Source organism: Streptomyces sp. Edi2 (assembly GCF_040253635.1).
In the GTDB taxonomy this organism is placed as follows: domain Bacteria; phylum Actinomycetota; class Actinomycetes; order Streptomycetales; family Streptomycetaceae; genus Streptomyces.
Map to the genome: position 1 here is coordinate 5434520 of NZ_JBEJGX010000003.1, position 16881 is coordinate 5451400.

Consider the following 16881-nt stretch of genomic DNA (forward strand, 5'->3'; position numbering starts at 1 on the left):
GTTGGCGGGAGCGCCGGTGGTTCAGTCGGCGGCTTCCTCGGCGGCGATCCGTGCTTGCGTTTCGTCGCTGTCGGTGCCGGCGGCGCGCTTGCCGTAGCCGCGGTGGACGACCATGAGTTGGTCTTGCGTGCCGTTCTTGTCGCGGTAGGCGATCACGGCTGGTCCGGCGCCGCTGGTGTGGCCGGGGAACTTGGTGTCGGTGGACCACCGGCTGCCGTCGTAGTAGGTCCACCACAGGTTCTGGTCGTTGCTGCCGTGGCCGCGGTGGACGCAGTACAGCTTGTTGTCGAACACCGCCAGGCCAGGGCCTTCCAGGCTGCTGTGGGCGGGAAGCGACTGGTCGGCGGACCAGCGCGTGCCGTCGTACGTCGCATGCCACAGGGACACGTCGTTGCCGGTGCCGCGGTGGACCAGGTGGAGCTTGCGGTCGTAGACGGCCAGCGCCGGGTTCGAGGCCGTCTTGTGGGTGCGGAGTTCGGTGTCGGCGGACCAGCGCGTGCCGTTGAACGTGGTGTGCCACATGGTGATGGTGTTGCCGTCGCCGCGGTGGATGCAGTGCAGCTCGTTGTCGTAGACGGCCAGCGCCGGCCCGACCGAGCTCTTGTGGGCGGGGAGCCTCTGATCGGTTGACCAGCGGGTGCCGTCGAACGTGGTGTGCCACAGGGAGGTGTCGTTGCCGCTGCCGCGGTGGACGCAGTGCAGCTGTCCGCGGAAAACCGCCAGAGCTGGGCCGGCTGCGCTGGAGTGAGCACCGAAGGTCCTGTCCTCGGACCAGCCCCTGTCGGGGTCGAACTCGGTCCACCACAGCTGCTGGTCGCTGTTGCCGTAGCCGCGGTGGACGAGGATCAGACGGCCGTTGAACACCGCCGCCGCCGGGTTCGCGGCACTGGCGTGGCCGGGGAACATGGCGTCCTCGTTCCACTCGAAGCGACCGGTCTCCGCGTTGCGGCCGAACACCGTCCACCACAGGTTGGGGTCCTCGGCGGGGTTGATGCCGATCGGGATGAGCATCGTCGGCGAGATCCACGGCGAGACCAGCTTGCAGCCGTACCCCCTCGACACCGCCTGGATCCAGATCTTCTGTGCCATGGCCGCCAGGGTGACCAGGGACGAGAGAGGCTCCTTGAGCGCCTCGCCGAGGATGTCCGCGAGGAGGTCCTTGATCTCCAGGTACGCATCCACCGCCGCCTGGTTGAGGTGAACCTCGAACCCCCACCATTTCGCCTTGAACTCCACGGTGGCGCCCCGCGCCTCCAGTTCCTTGCGCGCGCGCTTCGCCCGCTCCACCAGCTCGGGCGGCGGCGTCTCGTAGACCACGCTGTTCTGCGGCGCGCTGTCCTGGGACTCGGTGGACTGATCGATGGCCATGGTTGTCCTCTCCAGTGGCGAGTGTCGTACCGGCCTGCCCGGACTCGTGACTCGAAGATCCCGGCGGCCCCAGGATGCCCACATAGCGCAGCAAAAGACTGCATAGAGTCACCAAAAGGCCTCAGGGCTACTCAATCTGGGGGGATCAACCACGGTCGGCCATGGGGGAATCAACCACGGTTGGCCACATGGGAAGAGCGAGCTGATTGTCACCGGACGGGCGGGCGGGAGCGGCGGCGCACTCGCCGCCCACGTCGATGTCCTCAACTGACCCCTGGCCTCCGGCACCGCGCCGAGCCACGGCCTTTCTTAACGGACGGTCCGCTTCCCCTGGCTGTTCCTTTGACCTGCGGCTTCAAGTTGGCGGAAGCGCAATGTCAAGGGGGAGCCCGGCCTCAGCGTGTTCCCAGGCCGGCCGGCGCGCCCGGTGTGGCGGGTGTGTCTGGCACGGTCGGCGCGCCCGGTGTGGCTGTTGGTGCGGTCGGGCTTCCGGTGGTTGGGGGATCGGTGGTCTGTGAGGGGTGGGGAGCGGTGGCGTCGGGGTCTTTGGGGTCCGTGTTCAGGTCCGCCCGCAACTGTTTGCTGAAGCCGAAGAAGTAGGTGGCGAGGAAGCCGGTGAGGTAGCCGACGGCCAGGCCCAGGGCGTAGACGACGAGGGTGGTGGTGACGGGCTGAGCGCCCTTCACCAGGGGGAACAGGGCCCAGCCTGAGGGCCCGATGGCGGTGGAGCCGACGGCGTCGCCGAGCTGGTTGAAGAGGCCGATGAAGCCGCCGCCGCACGCGCCGCCGATACAGGCGGTGATGAAGGGGCGGCCCAGGGGGAGCGAGACGCCGTAGATCAGAGGTTCGCCGACGCCCAGGAAGCCTGCAGGGAGGGCCGACTTGATGGTCGTACGGATCGAGCGGTTGCGGGGGAGCCGGAGGTAGACGGCGAGGGCGGCGCCGACCTGGCCCGCGCCCGCCATGGCGAGGATCGGCAGCAGGACGGTATAGCCCTGCTGCTCGATGAGGGTGGTGTGGATCGGGATCAGGGCCTGGTGGAGGCCCAGCATCACGAGGGGGAGGAAGAGGCCGCCCAGGACGAAGCCGGCGAAGGCCCCGCCGTGGGCCAGCAGCCAGGTGGCGAAGGTCCCGATGGCGGTGGAGACCTCGCCCGCCACGAACATCAGGCCGAAGATCGTGACCAGGCCCGTGACCAGGACGGTCAGGGTGGGAGTGAGAAGCACATCCAGTGCGTCGGGGACCTTTCCCCACGCTCTCGTTTTCGCCCGGCCGGGGAAGAACCCGTTGCGGCAGCACTTCTCCACCTGGACGGCGAGCAGTGCCGCGGCGAGGGCGCCGAGTACGCCGCCCTGGCCCGGGGCGAGCTTCTGGCCGAATGCCGTGACGTGGGCGATGCCCGGGAAGACGATGATCGCGGCGACCGCCCCGCCGAGGATCGGTGTGCCGCCGAACTCCTTGGCGGCGTGGTAGCCGACGAAGACGGCGATGAGGGACATGAAGCCGGAGGCGATGGCGGTCAGCGCCGGGACGACGGACGGCAGCCAGCCGAGGTTGGCCAGCAGGCCGTTGATACCGGCGACGATGCCGCAGCCGATCAGGGCGGGGATCAGCGGGACGAAGATATTGGCGATCCGGCGCAGGAACAGCTTTACGGGGGTGGCGTTCCGGGACTTCTGCCGGGCCTTGAGGGCGGCACCCTGGGCGGCCAGCTCCTCGGCGGTGGTGGCGGTGGGCGTGGCGGTCGGGGCGCCGGTGGGGGTGGCGGCCTCAGGTGTGGATTCCGGTGCGGAGGGTGGTGTGGCGGCCCGGGGGCCGGCGGTCGGCGCTACCGTCCCCGGTGTTGTGGCCTCCGGCGCTTCGGCCTTTGGTGCCTTGGCCTTCGGCTCCGGGAGCGGGGGCGTGGTGCGGGCCTGCTCGACCAGGCGCTCGAACTCGGGGGTGACCCGGGCAACCGTTCCGGGGCCCAGCACGATCTGGTACGTGTCGTCCTCGACCACGCCCATGACGGCCGGGAGCGCCTTGAGGGCTTCGTCCTGGACCAGGGAGCGGTCCTGGACGCCGAGGCGGAGCCGGGTCATGCAGTGGGCGATGGAGGTGAGGTTCTTGGCGCCGCCGACGAGAGGGAGGATCGCGGCGGCGGTGGCGCGGTTCTTGTCTTCGGGCATATGGGGTGCCTTGCTGTGCAGACAAACCAGGAGCAGGGGTCGGGGAACGGGGACGAGGACCGGGTGCCAGAGGGTCCCGCGGGCCTCAGGGGTTCTTGGCGGCCTGGAGGGCTTCGCGCAGATGGCCGTTGGCGGCGTCGAGAAGGCGGGCGGCGGTGGGGCCGTCGACATCGCCGAGGAGAGTGAGGATGGCGTTCTTCACCTCGCCGTCCGTGATCCTGAGTGCCGTCTCGATCTCCGGGTCGGTGGCGCCGGTGGCGAGCGCGACGATACGGCGCGAGCGGGCCCGCAGCTTTTCGTTGGAGGCGCGGACGTCCACCATCAGATTCCCGTAGGTCTTGCCCAGGCGGATCATGGTGAGGGTCGAGAGCATGTTGAGCACCAGCTTTTGGGCGGTGCCCGCCTTGAGCCGGGTGGAGCCGGTCAGCAGCTCCGGGCCGACCACGATCTCGATGCCGTGCTCGGCGGCCGCGGCCAGCGCCGAATCGGCGTTGCAGGACAGGCCGATGGTCAGGGCGCCCAGCTCGCGGGCGTACTCGACGGCCCCGATCGCGTACGGCGTGCGGCCGGAGGCGGAGATGCCGACGACGGTGTCCAGGTCGGTCAGGCCGATGCCGGTCAGATCCTCGACGGCGAATTTCGTGCTGTCCTCGGCGCCCTCGACGGCGGTGACCATCGCGGACGGCCCGCCCGCGATCAGCCCGAGGACCTGGGCAGGGTCGGTGTTGAAGGTCGGCGGGCATTCGCTGGCGTCCAGCACCCCGAGGCGGCCGGCCGTGCCGGCGCCTGCGTAGATCAGGCGGCCGCCGCGGGCCATGCGCGCGGCGGTGGCGTCGATGGCGGCGGCGATCTCGGGGAGCCGCCGGGCGACGGCGGCGGGGACGGTGGCGTCCTCGTCGTTCATCGTGCGGGCGATGTCCAGGGTGGAGCGGCGGTCGATGTCCGCGAGGTCGGGCCGGAACGCTTCGGTGGTGAGGGTGTCCAACTGGGCGCGCAGACGGTCGTAGTCGGCGGTGGAGGTCATGGCAACGATGGCTCTTTTCGGGTGGGCTCGTGGGGGGCCGGTGCTCTCTTCGGGTGCGCTGCCTCGTCTCGGGGTCGCTGTGCCGCCCGCGCCGATGTCGCGGACACGGGCCCGGCGCGGGCACGGGCCCGCAGAGCGGCGGGGCAGCGCGAGGTCAGCGCTGGTTGTGGCGTGGTGAGTGGCGGTGGGCAAGGGCCTCGTAGGAGGCGGAGAGCGCCGGGGCCGCGGTCTCGTACGTACGCTGTGCGACCCCTATGAACAGGCAGTCCACGACCAGCAGCTGGCTCGTCCTGGACGACATCGCGGCCGGGCGCAGCTCGCTCTCGCGGGCCGTGGACGTGGTGAGGATGTAGTCGGCGTAGGAGGCGATCTCGCCGTCCGGGCGGCCGGTGATGGCGATGGTGGTCGCGCCGTGGTCGAAGGCCACCCGCAGGGGCTCTATGACATCGGTGGTCCGCCCGGAGTGCGTGATCGCGAGGGCGACGTCACCGGTCCGCATCTGCACCGCGTTCGTCACGGCCAGATGCGGGTCCGCGTGCGCATGGGCGATCAGGCCGATGCGCAGCAGCTTCTGGACGAGGTCCTGGCCCACGAGGTTGGAGGCACCGATGCCGTACACATCGATGCGGCGGGCCCCGGCGAGCGCGGCGACGGCCGCTTCGAGCTGGGTGACGTCCAGTGCCGCGGCGGTGTCGGCCAGGCACTGCTGTTCCTCCTGCGCGAGCTTCGCGACGACCTCGACGAGGGAGTCGTCGACCGCTATATCGGCGGTCACCGCGGGCGCGCCGCCGGCCTCCTGCTGCGCGGCGAGCGCGGCGAGGGCGAGCCGCAGGTCGCGGTAGCCCGGGTAGCCGAGCAGCCGGGACGTCCGTACGACGGTGGCTTCGCTGGTGCCCGTGCGCTCCGCGAGGCCGGTGACGGTGAGGGCGGCACAGCCGGCCGGGTCGCTCGCCACGGTCTCGGCGACCCGCTGCATGGAGCGGGTCATCGTCGGGGCGAGGGTGCGGACCTTGGCGGCCAGTGCGGCGGGGGCGGGTGGGGCCGGGGCCGGCCGGGTCTCGACGGCCGCGTCCTTGAAAGTTTCCTTCACGCTGCTGCTCACGATTGAAAAGTAATTTCATCGCCGCGCGGCGTCAATACCCCGGTGAGTGCTGTGGACAGAGCGCAGGATCCGCCCGGGCGAGCGCGTGATGTGTGCCGGGGCTGTGGACAACTCCTTCGCCGGTCGGTGGCCGGGGGACAATGGGCAGCATGGAGCTGGAACAGGCATTGCACGCCGCGCGGGCGCTGGTGCTCGCCGACCTGATGGCGGATGAGGTGGCCGACGCCGACATCGTCTCGCTCGTGGAGGACGCGGTCGTCCACCGCCGGTGGTGGGTGGAGCAATGGCCTGAAGGCGCGGCATTCGTCGCGGGACTGATAGCGCAGGACGTCCAGGACGCCCTGCTGGACCGGTACGGCCGCTGGCCGCTGTGCCCCGTGTGCACGGAGTCGGGCGATCCCCATGCGCTCGACGTCGAGCCGGAGTTGGGACCCGACCCGCATTGGGTCTGCCCCAAGACGGCGGTCGCCGTGGCCCGGGTCGGGCGGCTCGGCACATCCCTGGAGGGGTGAGGTGGTGGATGGCGCGAAGTGGTGCATGGAGCGAGGCAAGGCGGTGGACGTCGCGAGGCGGTGGACGGTGCGGCGGGCTGACGCAGTGACCCGGCCGGAGGACTGACGTGGCGATCTATATCGATCCCCCCACCTGGCCCGGGCACGGCCGGATGTGGTCGCACCTGGTCAGCGACCACTCCTTCGACGAACTGCACGACTTCGCGGCGGGGCTCGGCGCGCCCCGGCGGGCGTTCGAGCGCGATCACTACGACCTGCCGGAGGAGCGGTACGGCGATGCGGTGCGGGCCGGCGCCGTGGAGGTCGGCAGCAAGGAACTGCTGCGCCGCCTGACGGCAGCGGGTCTGCGCCGCCCCAAGCACCGGCCGGCGCCGCGGGTGTGAGGCGCGCCGGTGGAGGGCCCGCCGGATGGAGCTGCCCCCTGGTGGTGGCGCCCCACCCGCCGGTGGAGCCGCACTCCGGGTGGAGCCGCACCCTGGGTCGAGTCGCACCCCGGGTGGAGCCACACCCGCAGAGCTCCCCGCGAGCCCCCTGCGGCGCGTCGTAGCGGGGGCGGGACGGTGGGCCGCCGGACGATGGGCCTGACCGTGCGCCGTATGGGAAGCCGTGTGGGAAGGGGACAGTCATGTCCGTCAGCGAACCGGGCCGGGAGCCGGCCACCGATCTCGACCCCGACTACAGCAGTGAGGACGCCACGGCGATCGGATGGCCCACGGCCGTCGGCGGTATGACCGAGGCGGAGATCTTCTGGCTCAGCACCGTCCGGCCCGACGGCCGCCCGCATGTCACCCCGCTGCTCGCCGTCTGGTCGGACGGCGCCCTCCACTTCTGCACCGGCCCCGGCGAACGCAAGGCCAAGAACCTCGAAACCAACGCGCACTGCGTGCTGACCACCTCGACGGCCGGCGGCAACGATCTGCACGCCGGGCTCGATGTGGTGGTCGAGGGCGAAGCGGTGCAGGTCAGCGACGAGCCGACGCTGCGCCGGCTGGCCGGTCTGTACACCGAGAAGTACGGCAGCGACTGGCATTTCGACGTCCGCGACGGCGCGTTCCAGGGGCAGGGCGGCCGGGCCGTGGTCTTCCGCGTCGAGCCGGCCACGGCCTTCGGGTTCGGGCGGGGAGAGACGTACAGCCAGACGCGGTGGAGGTTTGACGGCGGGGCGTAGGGCGCCGTGGGGGGAGCGGGCGCCGGCTCAGGGGCTCAGCTCAGCGCCGTCCCGCCGTCTCCCCGGCCTCTGCTGTCTCCGCTGCTGTCGCCGCCGTGGTCTTCATGGCCTCCATGGCCTCCACTGCCTCTGCTGCCGCCGCTGTCTTGTGTGTCGCCGTTGCGGGAGTGGCGGCGGCCGAGGAGGCGATCACCCGGGAGCGGCTCGTGGCGCGGTGCAGCCGGAAGGCGAGGGCGGTGGTGACAACGGCCGCCGCGGCCAGCGCGGCGCCGGTCCAGGCGACGGACGGGTAGCCCCAGCCCGCGCCGATGGCCAGACCGCCGAGCCAGGGGCCGACGGTGTTGCCGATGTTGAAGGCGGCGGTGGTGGTGGCGCCGGCCAGCGTCGGCGCGGCGTTCGCCACGTTGAACATCCGGGCGTTGAGCGCCGGCGCCGTGGTGAACGCGGTCATTCCGAGCATCAGCGAGAGCGCGACGGCGGCGACCGGGCTGTGCGCGGTCAGCGCCAGGACGGCCAGCACGACCGTGGAGGCGCTGATGCCGCCGAAGAGCGTCCCGAAGAGGTGCGCGTCGGCGATCCGGCCGCCGATGAACGTACCGATCAGTGCGCCGACGCCGAACAGCGCCAGCACCGTCGGCACCCAGCTCTCGGCGAGGCCGGCGGTGTCGGTCAGCAGCGGCGAGAGGTAGGAGAAGAGCGCGAAGACCGCGGCGCCGTTCAGCGCCGTGGCGGTCAGCGCCAGCCAGACCTGCTTGTCCTTGTAGATGGCCAGCTCGCGGCGGAGCTGCGGGCGGTCGTCGCCGGTGGGCACGGCCGTACGCGGCACCAGCGCGACCACGCCGAGCAGGCCGATCACGGCCAGGCCGGCCACCGCCCAGAACGCGGCGCGCCAGCCCGCGTGCTGGCCGAGCAGCGCGCCGGCCGGGACGCCCGCGATATTGGCGATGCTCAGGCCGCCGACCATCACTGCCATCGCGCGGGCCCGTGCGGTCACCGGCACCAGCGAGACGGCGACGGCCGCGCCGACGGCCCAGAAGCCGGCGCAGGCGAGCGCGCTCACGACGCGTGAGACGAACAACACGCCGTAGGAGGGTGCCAGCGCGCCTGCCACCTGGCCCAGGCCGAAGGCGGCGAGCAGCGCGATCAGGGTCGTCCGGCGCGGGAGGCGGAGCGTGGCGGCGGCGAGGACCGGAGCGCCGACCACCATGCCGATCGCGAAGGCGGAGACCAGGAGCCCGGCCTGCGGAATCGAGACGTGCAGGTCGCGGGCGAGCGGCTGGAGGATGCCGGAGAGCATGAACTCGGACGTGCCGAGAGCGAAGACGGACAGGCCGAGGACGTACACGGCTATGGGCAGGCGGGCGCGGTCGGACGGTGCTGGCATGTCAGCTACTAACAGCGGTAGGACGGCTTACATTCCCGGGCGCGTGCCCGGCTGCTGGTGATAGGGGACACCCCCTGGCCCTACGCCCCGCGCAGCAGATCCAGCTCCGTGGCGAGGTTGCGGCGGGCGAGGTGTTCCCAGCGGTCGTAGCCGCGGGGGGTGCGGAACAGGCGGGGGAGGGCGAGGAGTTGGGACAGGATGGCGGAGCGGCCGGCGAGGAAGTCGGGGTCGGGTACGAAGGCGTACTCGGCGCGGACCGCGGCGGCGTAGGCCGCGTACTCGTCGGGGGAGCCGCCGAGCACGGCGAGGTCGGCATCGCACAGCACCTCGCCGTCGGGGTCGTCGGGCGCCGGGTCATGGGTGACGGTGAGCCGCACCAGGCGGGCGACCTCGGCCGTGCGGGCCGGGCCGATGCCCAGCTCGGGCAGGGCGCGTTCGGCGAGCGCCGCGCTGCGCTCCTCGTTCTCGGAGCGGTCCGGGCGGTAGACGGCGTCGTGGAACCAGGCCGCCAACTGGACGGTGGGCAAGTCGTCGGCGTGCTGTGCCAGTTCGTCGATGCGGTAGAGGACCGCGGTCAGATGGTCGACGGTGTGGTAGCGGCGTTGCGGTTCGCGCCAACGGGACAGGAGGTTGTCCGCGTACGGGGCGGGGTCGGGCGCCGTGGGGTTCTTGGTGCCGCGGGCCTTGGCGACGGTCACGGCCCATCGCTGCCGCAGCTCCTGCGCCGGGTCGGTGGTGTCTGCCGTACGGGACACGGAGGTCATGCCCGCCATTGTGCCTCGCGCGCCGGGAAGCCGGGGCGGAGGGCGATGGAGCGGTCAGGTCCGGGGCTGGTCGTCGGGCGGTGGCCGGTTGGATCGGTGGCCGGCTGGTTCGGGGCCGGTTGGCCGGTGGTTGGTTGGTGGCCGGTTGGTCAGTGGTGGGTTGGCCGGGGGCCGGTCATCCGGTTAGGTGCGCCGGGTAGGTGTACGGGTAAGGCGTATGGGCGGACTCCGGTCGTGGCGGTGGCGGGGTGGCCCCCGGGGCGCCGGGTGGCCCGTAGTCTGGGATATTGGACTAGACCTGTTACCGGTGTCGGGGCGGTCCGTCTCGTCACGTCGTCATCGAAGGATGGGGTCATATGAGCAAGCGCGCGCTGCTGGAGGTGATCGCGCTCGACCCGCAGGACGCGGTCGCCGCCCAGGCCGGCGGGGCCGACCGCCTGGAGCTGGTCACGGACATGGCGGCCGACGGTCTCACCCCGCCCCGCGCGGCGTTCGCGGCGATCCGGGCGGCCGTCGGCCTTCCGCTGCGGGTGATGCTGCGGTCCGCCGACGGGTTCGCGGCCGGTGAGGTGACGGCGCTGTGTGAGGAAGCCGCGGCGCTGCGGGCGGAGGGCGCCGAGGAGTTCGTCCTCGGCTTTCTGACGCCGGACGGGCGGCCGGATCTCGATGCGGTGGCGGCGCTGGCCGAGGTGATCGACGGCTGCCGGTGGACCTTCCACCGGGCCATCGACCGGGCCGCCGACCGGGACGCGCTGCGCAAGGAGCTGTCGGCAGCGTCCGGCACCGCCGGGCTCGACACCTATCTGACGGCCGGTGCCGCGCAGGGCGTCGGCGCGGGGATGCCGACGCTGCTGGCCGAGCAGGCGCGTACCGCAGCGGGCGAGCCCGGGTACGCGCCGCGGATCCTGGTCGGCGGCGGGCTCGGGCTCGGCCATCTGCCGGAGCTGCGTGCGGCCGGTCTCGACGCGTTCCACATCGGGGGCGCGGCCCGGCCCGGCGGCTGGTCGGCACCCGTGGACGCGGCGGCGGTACGGACGTGGCGGGAGGCGCTGGACCAGCCGGTCGCGCCAAGGGGCTGAGTAGTCGACTGAGTAGTCGACCGGCGGGTCCGAGACGTTGATCGGGGGGCGGGGCGGGCTCGCCGGGCGGGTCGCGCCTGCGTCCCGCGCCCTCCGTCCCTCGGCGTCCGGTCCTCGGCGTCCGTCCCTCAGCGTCTGCCCCTCGGCGTCCGCCCCTCGGTCTCCGGACCTCAGCGGTCCGCCAGCGCTTCCGGCAGTGCCGCCCCATGGACCACCGTCAGGCCGGACACCGGCCGGGTCAGGCAGACGTACAGGCGGCGCAGGCCGGTGCGTTCGTCCGGTTCGCCGTCGACGATCGCGGCCGGTTCCTCCAGGACGACGTAGTCGTACTCCAGGCCCTTGGCGAGGGTGGCGGGGACCAGCGTCAGCCGGGCCTCGGCCGAGGTCTCCTCGCCGGGGGCCAGGCAGGCCATGCCCGCTGCCGCCAGGGCCGTGCGCAGCGTCGGAATGCGGGCCTCCGCGGCGATCAGGCCGATCGAGCCCTCCTTCGTCAGCGCATCGTCGCAGGCCGCGAGGGTGGCGGCGGTCAGGTCCGCCGGTTCGACCGGGCGGATCTCGAAGTCGCCCGCCGACTCGCGGATGGAGGTGGCCTCCGTCAGATCGGGGGCGATGGCGGGCAGCAGCCGGGACGCGTAGGCGATGACCTCGCGCGGTACGCGGAAGCCCTGGGTGAGTTCCTCGACGGCCGCACCGGGCTTGCCCAGGTGGGCCAGCGCCTCTTCCCAGGTGTGGGTCGCCCAGGGGGTGGTGCCCTGGGCGATGTCGCCGAGGATGGTCGTGGAGCCCGTCGTGCAGCGGCGGCCGACCGCGCGGTACTGCATGGGGGAGAGGTCCTGTGCCTCGTCGAGGACCACATGGCCGAGGGAGTGGGTGCGCGCGACCAGGTCCATCGCCTCGTCGATCAACACCGCGTCCGCGGACGACCACTTGGCGCTCTTCACGCTGCGGGCCGGCTTGGTCCACAGGATCGTCTTCTGCTCCTCGGGCGTCAGGATCCCCTCGGCCTGCTCGGCCAGGAACTCCGCGTCGCCCAGCAGCCGCAGCACCAGCTTTGCCGGGTCGACCGGCGGCCAGACCGCCTTGACGGCGGCTTTCACGGCGGGGTTACGGGCCACCGCGTCCTGCACCCGGTCGTCCGGGGCCTCGCCCGCCTGCTCCATCCGGACCAGCACGGCGTGCGCGATCCGCTGCGGCAGCGCCTCGCGGGCGGCACCGTAACGGATCTCCCGGTCCATCAACTCCTGTACGAGCTCTTCGAGTTCGTAAGCCGGTACGCGCCAGCGGCGGGAGCCGCGGACGACCATGCAGGGCTCCTGCGGCATGGTGATGTGCGAGCGGACCGCCCGCCGCAGCACCTCGGCCATGCGGGCGTCGCCCTTGACCGTCGCGGCGGCCGCCTCGTCCGTGCCGCGTACGTCCACGTGGCCGACCAGGTCATCGACCGTGGCCTGCTTGACCTCCAGCTCGCCGAGGGCCGGCAGCACCTGCTCGATGTAGTGGAGGAACGAGCGGTTCGGGCCGATGACGAGGGTGCCGGCACGGGCCAGCCGCTCGCGGTGCGCGTACAGCAGGTACGCGACACGGTGCAGGCCGACCGCCGTCTTACCGGTGCCCGGCGCACCCTGTACGCAGACCGAGCCGCCGATGCCGGCGCGCACGATCTCGTCCTGCTCCGGCTGGATCGTGGCAACGATGTCCCGCATGGGGCCGACGCGCGGGCGCTCGATCTCGGTCTGGAGGAGCCGGCTGGTCTGCTCCGCCTCCGTGGGGTCGGTGAGGTGTTCGTCCTCGTAGGCGGTCAACTCGCCTGCCGTGTAACCGAAACGGCGGCGCAGCCTGAGGTCCATCGGGTCCTTCTTGGAGGCCCGGTAGAACGGCTGGGAGACGGGCGCGCGCCAGTCGATGACCATGGGGTCGCCGTCGGCGTCGTGGACGTGCCGCCGTCCGATGTAGAAGTTCTCGCCCTCCCGTCGCCCACCACCGCCCTTGCCGGAGGCTCCCCCAGACTCCGTCCGGGGGGACCCCCACTGCGCCGCCCCACTCGATGCGCCTTCGGCGAGGTCGAGGCCGGGGGCGTGGAGATAGTCGAGGCGGCCGAAGAAGAGCGGGGTGTGGGAGAGGTCGGCGAGCGCCTTGATCCGGGCGTCGATCTCGCCCTGGAGGACTTCGGCGTTGACCCAGTTCGCGGTGACATCGGCGATGTTCAGCGCTTCGGCGTCCTCGCGCATGGCACGCAGGGCCGCGCGGGAGGCGGCCAGGTGGGACTTTTCGCGTTGGAGGGGGCCGGGGGCTGGGTCGAGGTTGGGCTGGGGGTGGTGGTCGGGTGACGGGGAAAGGCTTTCGGCGCGGAGCGGCGGCGATGAGGGGTGGTGGTCGGGTGACGGGTGGGCGTGCGAGGGCACGGCGTTGCCTCCGGGGGCGTACTTCGGCGGGCGCGCCGGGGTGAGCGGGCGCGGCGGGCCGGTGTCGGTGCGTAGCGCAGGTCAGGCGGTACGCGGGTCAGCGGCGTGAAGCGAAGGGCCGTCCGGTTTCCGACCGGGCGGCGGCACTCCTCGACGGGAGGCAGGCAGACGCGCGATTGTAGTCAGCGGCTCGGAACGGCGCCAACGGATTTCCGGCGGCGTTGCGGCGGTCGTTTCGGGGCGAACGAACCCTGAGGGCGCCGTAGGCCTCCCGTAGGGGGCCGGGTGGGTCTGGAGACTGACGTCATGTCCCAGGGATAGACCTATGGACCGATGTGCTGCAATCGCGTGAATTTCATCATGGAGACATGAGCAGCGCAGCGATTCCCCCAGGTTCTGTCCACCCGATCTCTGTCCACCCGGTCAAGGGCGCCACGGCCCTCGGCGCGGACCCCGGAGGCGGTGCGGCCGCCGTCCACGAGCACCGCTATGCCATGGGCAACGCACTCCGCGCGATCAAGGTCTTCGCCACGGCCGCCTTCAGCGTCGCCGTCATGGGCGAGTACGCGGACGACGCACGAACGCCCGACACCACGAACGCCCGGCACGACCACGACCACGACCACCCCGCGAACGCCTGAGTCCGCGAACCTCTGAGTCCGCGAATACACCCGACTCCACGACCTACCGACTCCGCACCACCCGACTGACTCCGCAAGCCCCGACCTCGCCCGACCCCGCACCGCCCCGTCGCCATCCGGTTGTCCGGAAACCGTTACGGCCTGTCGGCCTCGATCGATTAGCGTCACCGAAGAGAGCGCACTCAGGGCTACGGGGAGGGGACAACGGGTGTCTGCCGCCGGCGGGACGCGGACGGGGAGACGGACCTGGGGGCAGGGCATCGCCCACCCCGGCCGCTTGGTGATCGCAGCGGCGCTGCTCGTCGCCTCACTCGCCGGACTATGGCTGCTGTACCAGGTCCTGCCGCTGCCGATGTCCGACATAGCGGTCTACCGCGCCGAGGGCCAGGCAGCCTCGGCGGGCGGTGACCTCTACGGCTTCACGGTCACCAAGTGGGCACTTCCGGCCACCTATCCGCCCTTCGCGGCCGTGCTCTTCATACCGACCACCTGGCTCTCGCTCAGCACGCTGATCGTCGTGGGCGTGCTCGTCAACGCGGCGCTCCTCGCGCTGCTGATCCACCTCTCCTGCAAGGCGGCAGGCCTGCGCAAGGCTTCCCGCACCGCACCGGTCATCCTCGCCACCACCGCGCTCGGCCTCTGGCTGGAGCCGGTCTTCCAGACCCTTGTCTTCGGGCAGGTCAACCTCGCACTGACCTGCCTGGTCCTGTGGGACCTCTCCCGTCCGGACGGCGCCCGCTTCAAGGGGTTCGCCACCGGCATCGCGGCGGGCATCAAACTCACGCCCGCGATCTTCGGCGTCTATCTCCTCGTCACCGGCCGGGTGAAGGCCGCCTTCACCGTCCTCGGCGGGTTCCTGGCTTCGGCGCTGCTGGGCTGGCTGGTGCTGCCCGATGCCAGCATCGAGTACTGGACGCGGCGGATGTTCGAGACCGGCCGGGTCGGCAAGGCCTGGATCGTCGACAACCAGTCCCTCCAGGGCCTGATCACCCGCGTGCTGCACCAGCCCGAGCCCGGCCTCCTGTGGGCGGTGCCCGCGCTGCTGACCGCCGCGGCGGGGCTCTACACCGCCCGCCGGGTGTATCTGCGGCGCGGTCTGGACAGCTGGGGTGTGCTCTGTACGGCGATCACGGCGCTGCTGGTCTCGCCGATCAGCTGGTCCCACCACTGGGTCTGGTGTGTGCCGCTGCTCGTCGCGCTCGCCGCCCGTACCCGGCGCCACCCGTGGCGCCGGGCGCTGCTGGCCGCCGTCACCCTCGCCTTCGCCGCCCGCACGATGTGGATCATCCCGCACACCGGCGATCTCGACCTGCACTTCGCGTGGTGGCAGCAGCCGTTCGCGGCCCCGTATCCGCTGCTGGGTCTCGCCTTGCTGGCGGCCGTGGTCCGTTGGACGCGGAAGCCCTCCGGCGTCCCGGGCGCCACGGCCGGCCGCCTCCCGGCACCGCGCGCCGAGCAGCGCCTGCCCAGCGGGGCCCGGGCGGTCTGAGCGGACCGCCCCAGTGGCGCCCCCCCGGCTCAGACGTCCTCGTCCGCCGCCAGCAGCTCATCCGCGTCCACGATGCGGTACGCATAGCCCTGCTCGGCCAGGAAGCGCTGGCGGTGCGCCGCGAAGTCCTGGTCGATGGTGTCGCGCGCGACGACCGAATAGAACCGCGCCTCGTGCCCGTCGGCCTTGGGACGCAGCACCCGGCCCAGCCGCTGGGCCTCCTCCTGGCGCGAGCCGAACGTGCCGGAGACCTGGATCGCGACCGTGGCCTCCGGAAGGTCGACCGAGAAGTTCGCGACCTTCGAGACGACGAGCACCGAGATCTCGCCCTCCCGGAAGGCGCCGAAAAGCTTCTCGCGCTGTGCGTTGGTGGTCTCGCCCTTGATCACCGGCGCGTTCAGATGCTCGCCCAGCTCGTCCAGCTGGTCGATGTACTGCCCGATGACCAGCGTCTGTTCGCCCTGGTGGCGGCGGACCAGCGCCTCGGTCACATGCTGCTTGCTGGCGGTGGTCGCACAGAAGCGGTACTTCTCCTCGGTCTCGGCGGTCGCGTACGCCAGCCGCTCCGAGTCGGTCAGGTTGACCCGTACCTCGACACAGTCCGCGGGGGCGATGTACCCCTGCGCCTCGATCTCCTTCCAGGGCGCGTCGAAGCGCTTGGGCCCGATGAGGGAGAACACATCCGACTCCCGGCCGTCCTCGCGCACCAGCGTCGCGGTCAGCCCCAGCCGCCGCCGCGCCTGCAGATCGGCGGTGAACTTGAAGACCGGCGCGGGCAGCAGATGCACCTCGTCATAGATGACCAGACCCCAGTCGCGGGAGTCGAACAGCTCCAGGTGCGGGTAGACGCCCTTCCGCTTGGTCGTCAGCACCTGGTACGTGGCGATGGTGACCGGCCGGATCTCCTTCTTCGTCCCGCTGTACTCGCCGATCTCGTCCTCGGTGAGCGAGGTCCGCTTCACCAGCTCGTGCTTCCACTGCCGGGCCGAGACCGTATTCGTCACCAGGATCAGCGTGGTCGCCTTGGCCTGCGCCATCGCGCCCGCCCCGACCAGCGTCTTGCCCGCGCCGCAGGGCAGCACGACCACACCCGAGCCGCCGTGCCAGAAGCCCTCGACCGCCTGCTGCTGATACGGCCGCAGCGCCCAGCCGTTCTCGTCCAGCTCGATCGGGTGCGCCTCGCCGTCCACGTAGCCGGCCAGGTCCTCGGCGGGCCAGCCCAGCTTGAGCAGCGTCTGCTTGATCTGCCCGCGCTCCGAGGGGTGCACCACGACCGAATCCGGGTCCAGCCGCGCTCCGACCAGCGGCTGCACCTTCTTCGAGCGCAGGATCTCCTCCAGCACCGGGCGGTCGGTGCTGGTCAGCACCAGGCCGTGTGCGGGGTGCTTGGTGAGCGTCAGCCGCCCGTAGCGGGACATCGTCTCGGCGATGTCGACGAGCAGCGCATGCGGCACCGGGTACCGCGAGAACTGCACCAGCGCGTCGACGACCTGCTCGGCGTCGTGCCCGGCGGCCCGGGCGTTCCACAGTCCGAGCGGTGTCACCCGGTAGGTATGGATGTGCTCCGGCGCCCGCTCCAGCTCGGCAAAGGGCGCGATGGCCCGCCGGCAGGCGTCCGCCAGCTCGTGGTCCACCTCCAGCAGCAGCGTTTTGTCGCTCTGGACGATGAGGGGTCCGTTCACGCGCCTCGCCTTTCACTTGCCGGCCTTCGCCGCCGGTACCGGCCGCGGGACCTCGACCGTTGATCACGGCCTCAGCCCCCGGCCGCAGACCTCGGCCG

Annotated in this window: 14 protein-coding genes; 6 read left to right on the forward strand and 8 right to left on the reverse strand. The window is 71.7% G+C overall.

Annotated elements, in window-relative coordinates:
* Nucleotides 1-21: 21 nt before the first annotated feature.
* From ABR737_RS27375 to ABR737_RS27390, 4 genes are all read right to left on the reverse strand, one after another.
* Nucleotides 22-1368: a DUF8189 domain-containing protein gene (locus ABR737_RS27375; protein ID WP_350253051.1), complete on the reverse strand. Its 1347-nt coding sequence runs from the start codon at nucleotides 1366-1368 to the stop codon at nucleotides 22-24.
* Nucleotides 1369-1763: 395 nt separating this feature from the next.
* Nucleotides 1764-3536 carry a PTS transporter subunit EIIC gene (locus ABR737_RS27380; RefSeq protein ID WP_350253053.1) on the reverse strand — a complete coding sequence of 591 codons (1773 nt, stop codon included), beginning with the start codon at nucleotides 3534-3536 and terminating at the stop codon, nucleotides 1764-1766.
* Nucleotides 3537-3621: 85 nt separating this feature from the next.
* Nucleotides 3622-4560 (reverse strand): N-acetylmuramic acid 6-phosphate etherase, encoded by a 939-nt coding sequence (murQ, locus tag ABR737_RS27385; RefSeq protein WP_350253055.1) that lies wholly within the window; start codon nucleotides 4558-4560, stop codon nucleotides 3622-3624.
* Nucleotides 4561-4714: 154 nt separating this feature from the next.
* Nucleotides 4715-5662, reverse strand: a complete 948-nt coding sequence (locus tag ABR737_RS27390; protein WP_350253057.1) for a MurR/RpiR family transcriptional regulator — start codon at nucleotides 5660-5662, stop codon at nucleotides 4715-4717.
* Between the two features lie 149 nt (nucleotides 5663-5811).
* Between ABR737_RS27390 and ABR737_RS27395 the strand changes: the two genes are divergently transcribed.
* From ABR737_RS27395 to ABR737_RS27405, 3 genes are all read left to right on the forward strand, one after another.
* Nucleotides 5812-6174 carry a DUF8819 family protein gene (locus ABR737_RS27395; RefSeq protein ID WP_088802267.1) on the forward strand — a complete coding sequence of 121 codons (363 nt, stop codon included), beginning with the start codon at nucleotides 5812-5814 and terminating at the stop codon, nucleotides 6172-6174.
* Nucleotides 6175-6281: 107 nt separating this feature from the next.
* The gene (locus ABR737_RS27400; RefSeq protein ID WP_350253059.1) at nucleotides 6282-6557 is read left to right on the forward strand and encodes a DUF4031 domain-containing protein; all 276 of its coding nucleotides are present in this window, start codon (nucleotides 6282-6284) and stop codon (nucleotides 6555-6557) included.
* A gap of 242 nt (nucleotides 6558-6799) precedes the next feature.
* Complete coding sequence (locus ABR737_RS27405) at nucleotides 6800-7342, forward strand: pyridoxamine 5'-phosphate oxidase family protein (RefSeq protein WP_350253060.1); 543 nt, start codon at nucleotides 6800-6802, stop codon at nucleotides 7340-7342.
* 40 nt (nucleotides 7343-7382) lie between these two features.
* On the opposite strand, the gene ABR737_RS27410 is transcribed toward ABR737_RS27405, so the two are convergent.
* Entirely contained in the window at nucleotides 7383-8726 is a 1344-nt protein-coding gene (locus tag ABR737_RS27410; RefSeq protein ID WP_350253061.1) for a Cmx/CmrA family chloramphenicol efflux MFS transporter, read from the reverse strand.
* Between the two features lie 80 nt (nucleotides 8727-8806).
* Complete coding sequence (locus ABR737_RS27415) at nucleotides 8807-9490, reverse strand: HD domain-containing protein (protein WP_350253063.1); 684 nt, start codon at nucleotides 9488-9490, stop codon at nucleotides 8807-8809.
* Between the two features lie 356 nt (nucleotides 9491-9846).
* Between ABR737_RS27415 and ABR737_RS27420 the strand changes: the two genes are divergently transcribed.
* Nucleotides 9847-10569: a copper homeostasis protein CutC gene (locus ABR737_RS27420; RefSeq protein WP_350253064.1), complete on the forward strand. Its 723-nt coding sequence runs from the start codon at nucleotides 9847-9849 to the stop codon at nucleotides 10567-10569.
* Between the two features lie 170 nt (nucleotides 10570-10739).
* Here ABR737_RS27420 and ABR737_RS27425 read toward each other — a convergent pair whose 3' ends face one another.
* Nucleotides 10740-12971, reverse strand: a complete 2232-nt coding sequence (locus tag ABR737_RS27425; protein WP_502964381.1) for a HelD family protein — start codon at nucleotides 12969-12971, stop codon at nucleotides 10740-10742.
* A gap of 368 nt (nucleotides 12972-13339) precedes the next feature.
* Between ABR737_RS27425 and ABR737_RS27430 the strand changes: the two genes are divergently transcribed.
* Complete coding sequence (locus ABR737_RS27430) at nucleotides 13340-13612, forward strand: hypothetical protein (RefSeq protein WP_350253066.1); 273 nt, start codon at nucleotides 13340-13342, stop codon at nucleotides 13610-13612.
* A 295-nt stretch (nucleotides 13613-13907) separates the two neighbouring features.
* Nucleotides 13908-15101: a glycosyltransferase 87 family protein gene (locus tag ABR737_RS27435; RefSeq protein WP_502964510.1), complete on the forward strand. Its 1194-nt coding sequence runs from the start codon at nucleotides 13908-13910 to the stop codon at nucleotides 15099-15101.
* Between the two features lie 29 nt (nucleotides 15102-15130).
* On the opposite strand, the gene ABR737_RS27440 is transcribed toward ABR737_RS27435, so the two are convergent.
* The gene (locus ABR737_RS27440; protein ID WP_350253070.1) at nucleotides 15131-16783 is read right to left on the reverse strand and encodes a DNA repair helicase XPB; all 1653 of its coding nucleotides are present in this window, start codon (nucleotides 16781-16783) and stop codon (nucleotides 15131-15133) included.
* Between the last annotated feature and the right edge of the window lie 98 nt (nucleotides 16784-16881).

Excerpts from the sequence above, each read along its gene's own strand:
- ABR737_RS27375 (WP_350253051.1), bottom strand. The coding sequence starts at position 1,368 with ATGGCCATCGATCAGTCCACCGAGTCCCAGGACAGCGCGCCGCAGAAC.
- ABR737_RS27415 (WP_350253063.1), bottom strand. The coding sequence starts at position 9,490 with ATGACCTCCGTGTCCCGTACGGCAGACACCACCGACCCGGCGCAGGAG.
- ABR737_RS27395 (WP_088802267.1), top strand. The coding sequence starts at position 5,812 with ATGGAGCTGGAACAGGCATTGCACGCCGCGCGGGCGCTGGTGCTCGCC.
- ABR737_RS27430 (WP_350253066.1), top strand. The coding sequence starts at position 13,340 with ATGAGCAGCGCAGCGATTCCCCCAGGTTCTGTCCACCCGATCTCTGTC.
- ABR737_RS27420 (WP_350253064.1), top strand. The coding sequence starts at position 9,847 with ATGAGCAAGCGCGCGCTGCTGGAGGTGATCGCGCTCGACCCGCAGGAC.
- ABR737_RS27380 (WP_350253053.1), bottom strand. The coding sequence starts at position 3,536 with ATGCCCGAAGACAAGAACCGCGCCACCGCCGCCGCGATCCTCCCTCTC.
- ABR737_RS27405 (WP_350253060.1), top strand. The coding sequence starts at position 6,800 with ATGTCCGTCAGCGAACCGGGCCGGGAGCCGGCCACCGATCTCGACCCC.
- ABR737_RS27410 (WP_350253061.1), bottom strand. The coding sequence starts at position 8,726 with ATGCCAGCACCGTCCGACCGCGCCCGCCTGCCCATAGCCGTGTACGTC.
- murQ (WP_350253055.1), bottom strand. The coding sequence starts at position 4,560 with ATGACCTCCACCGCCGACTACGACCGTCTGCGCGCCCAGTTGGACACC.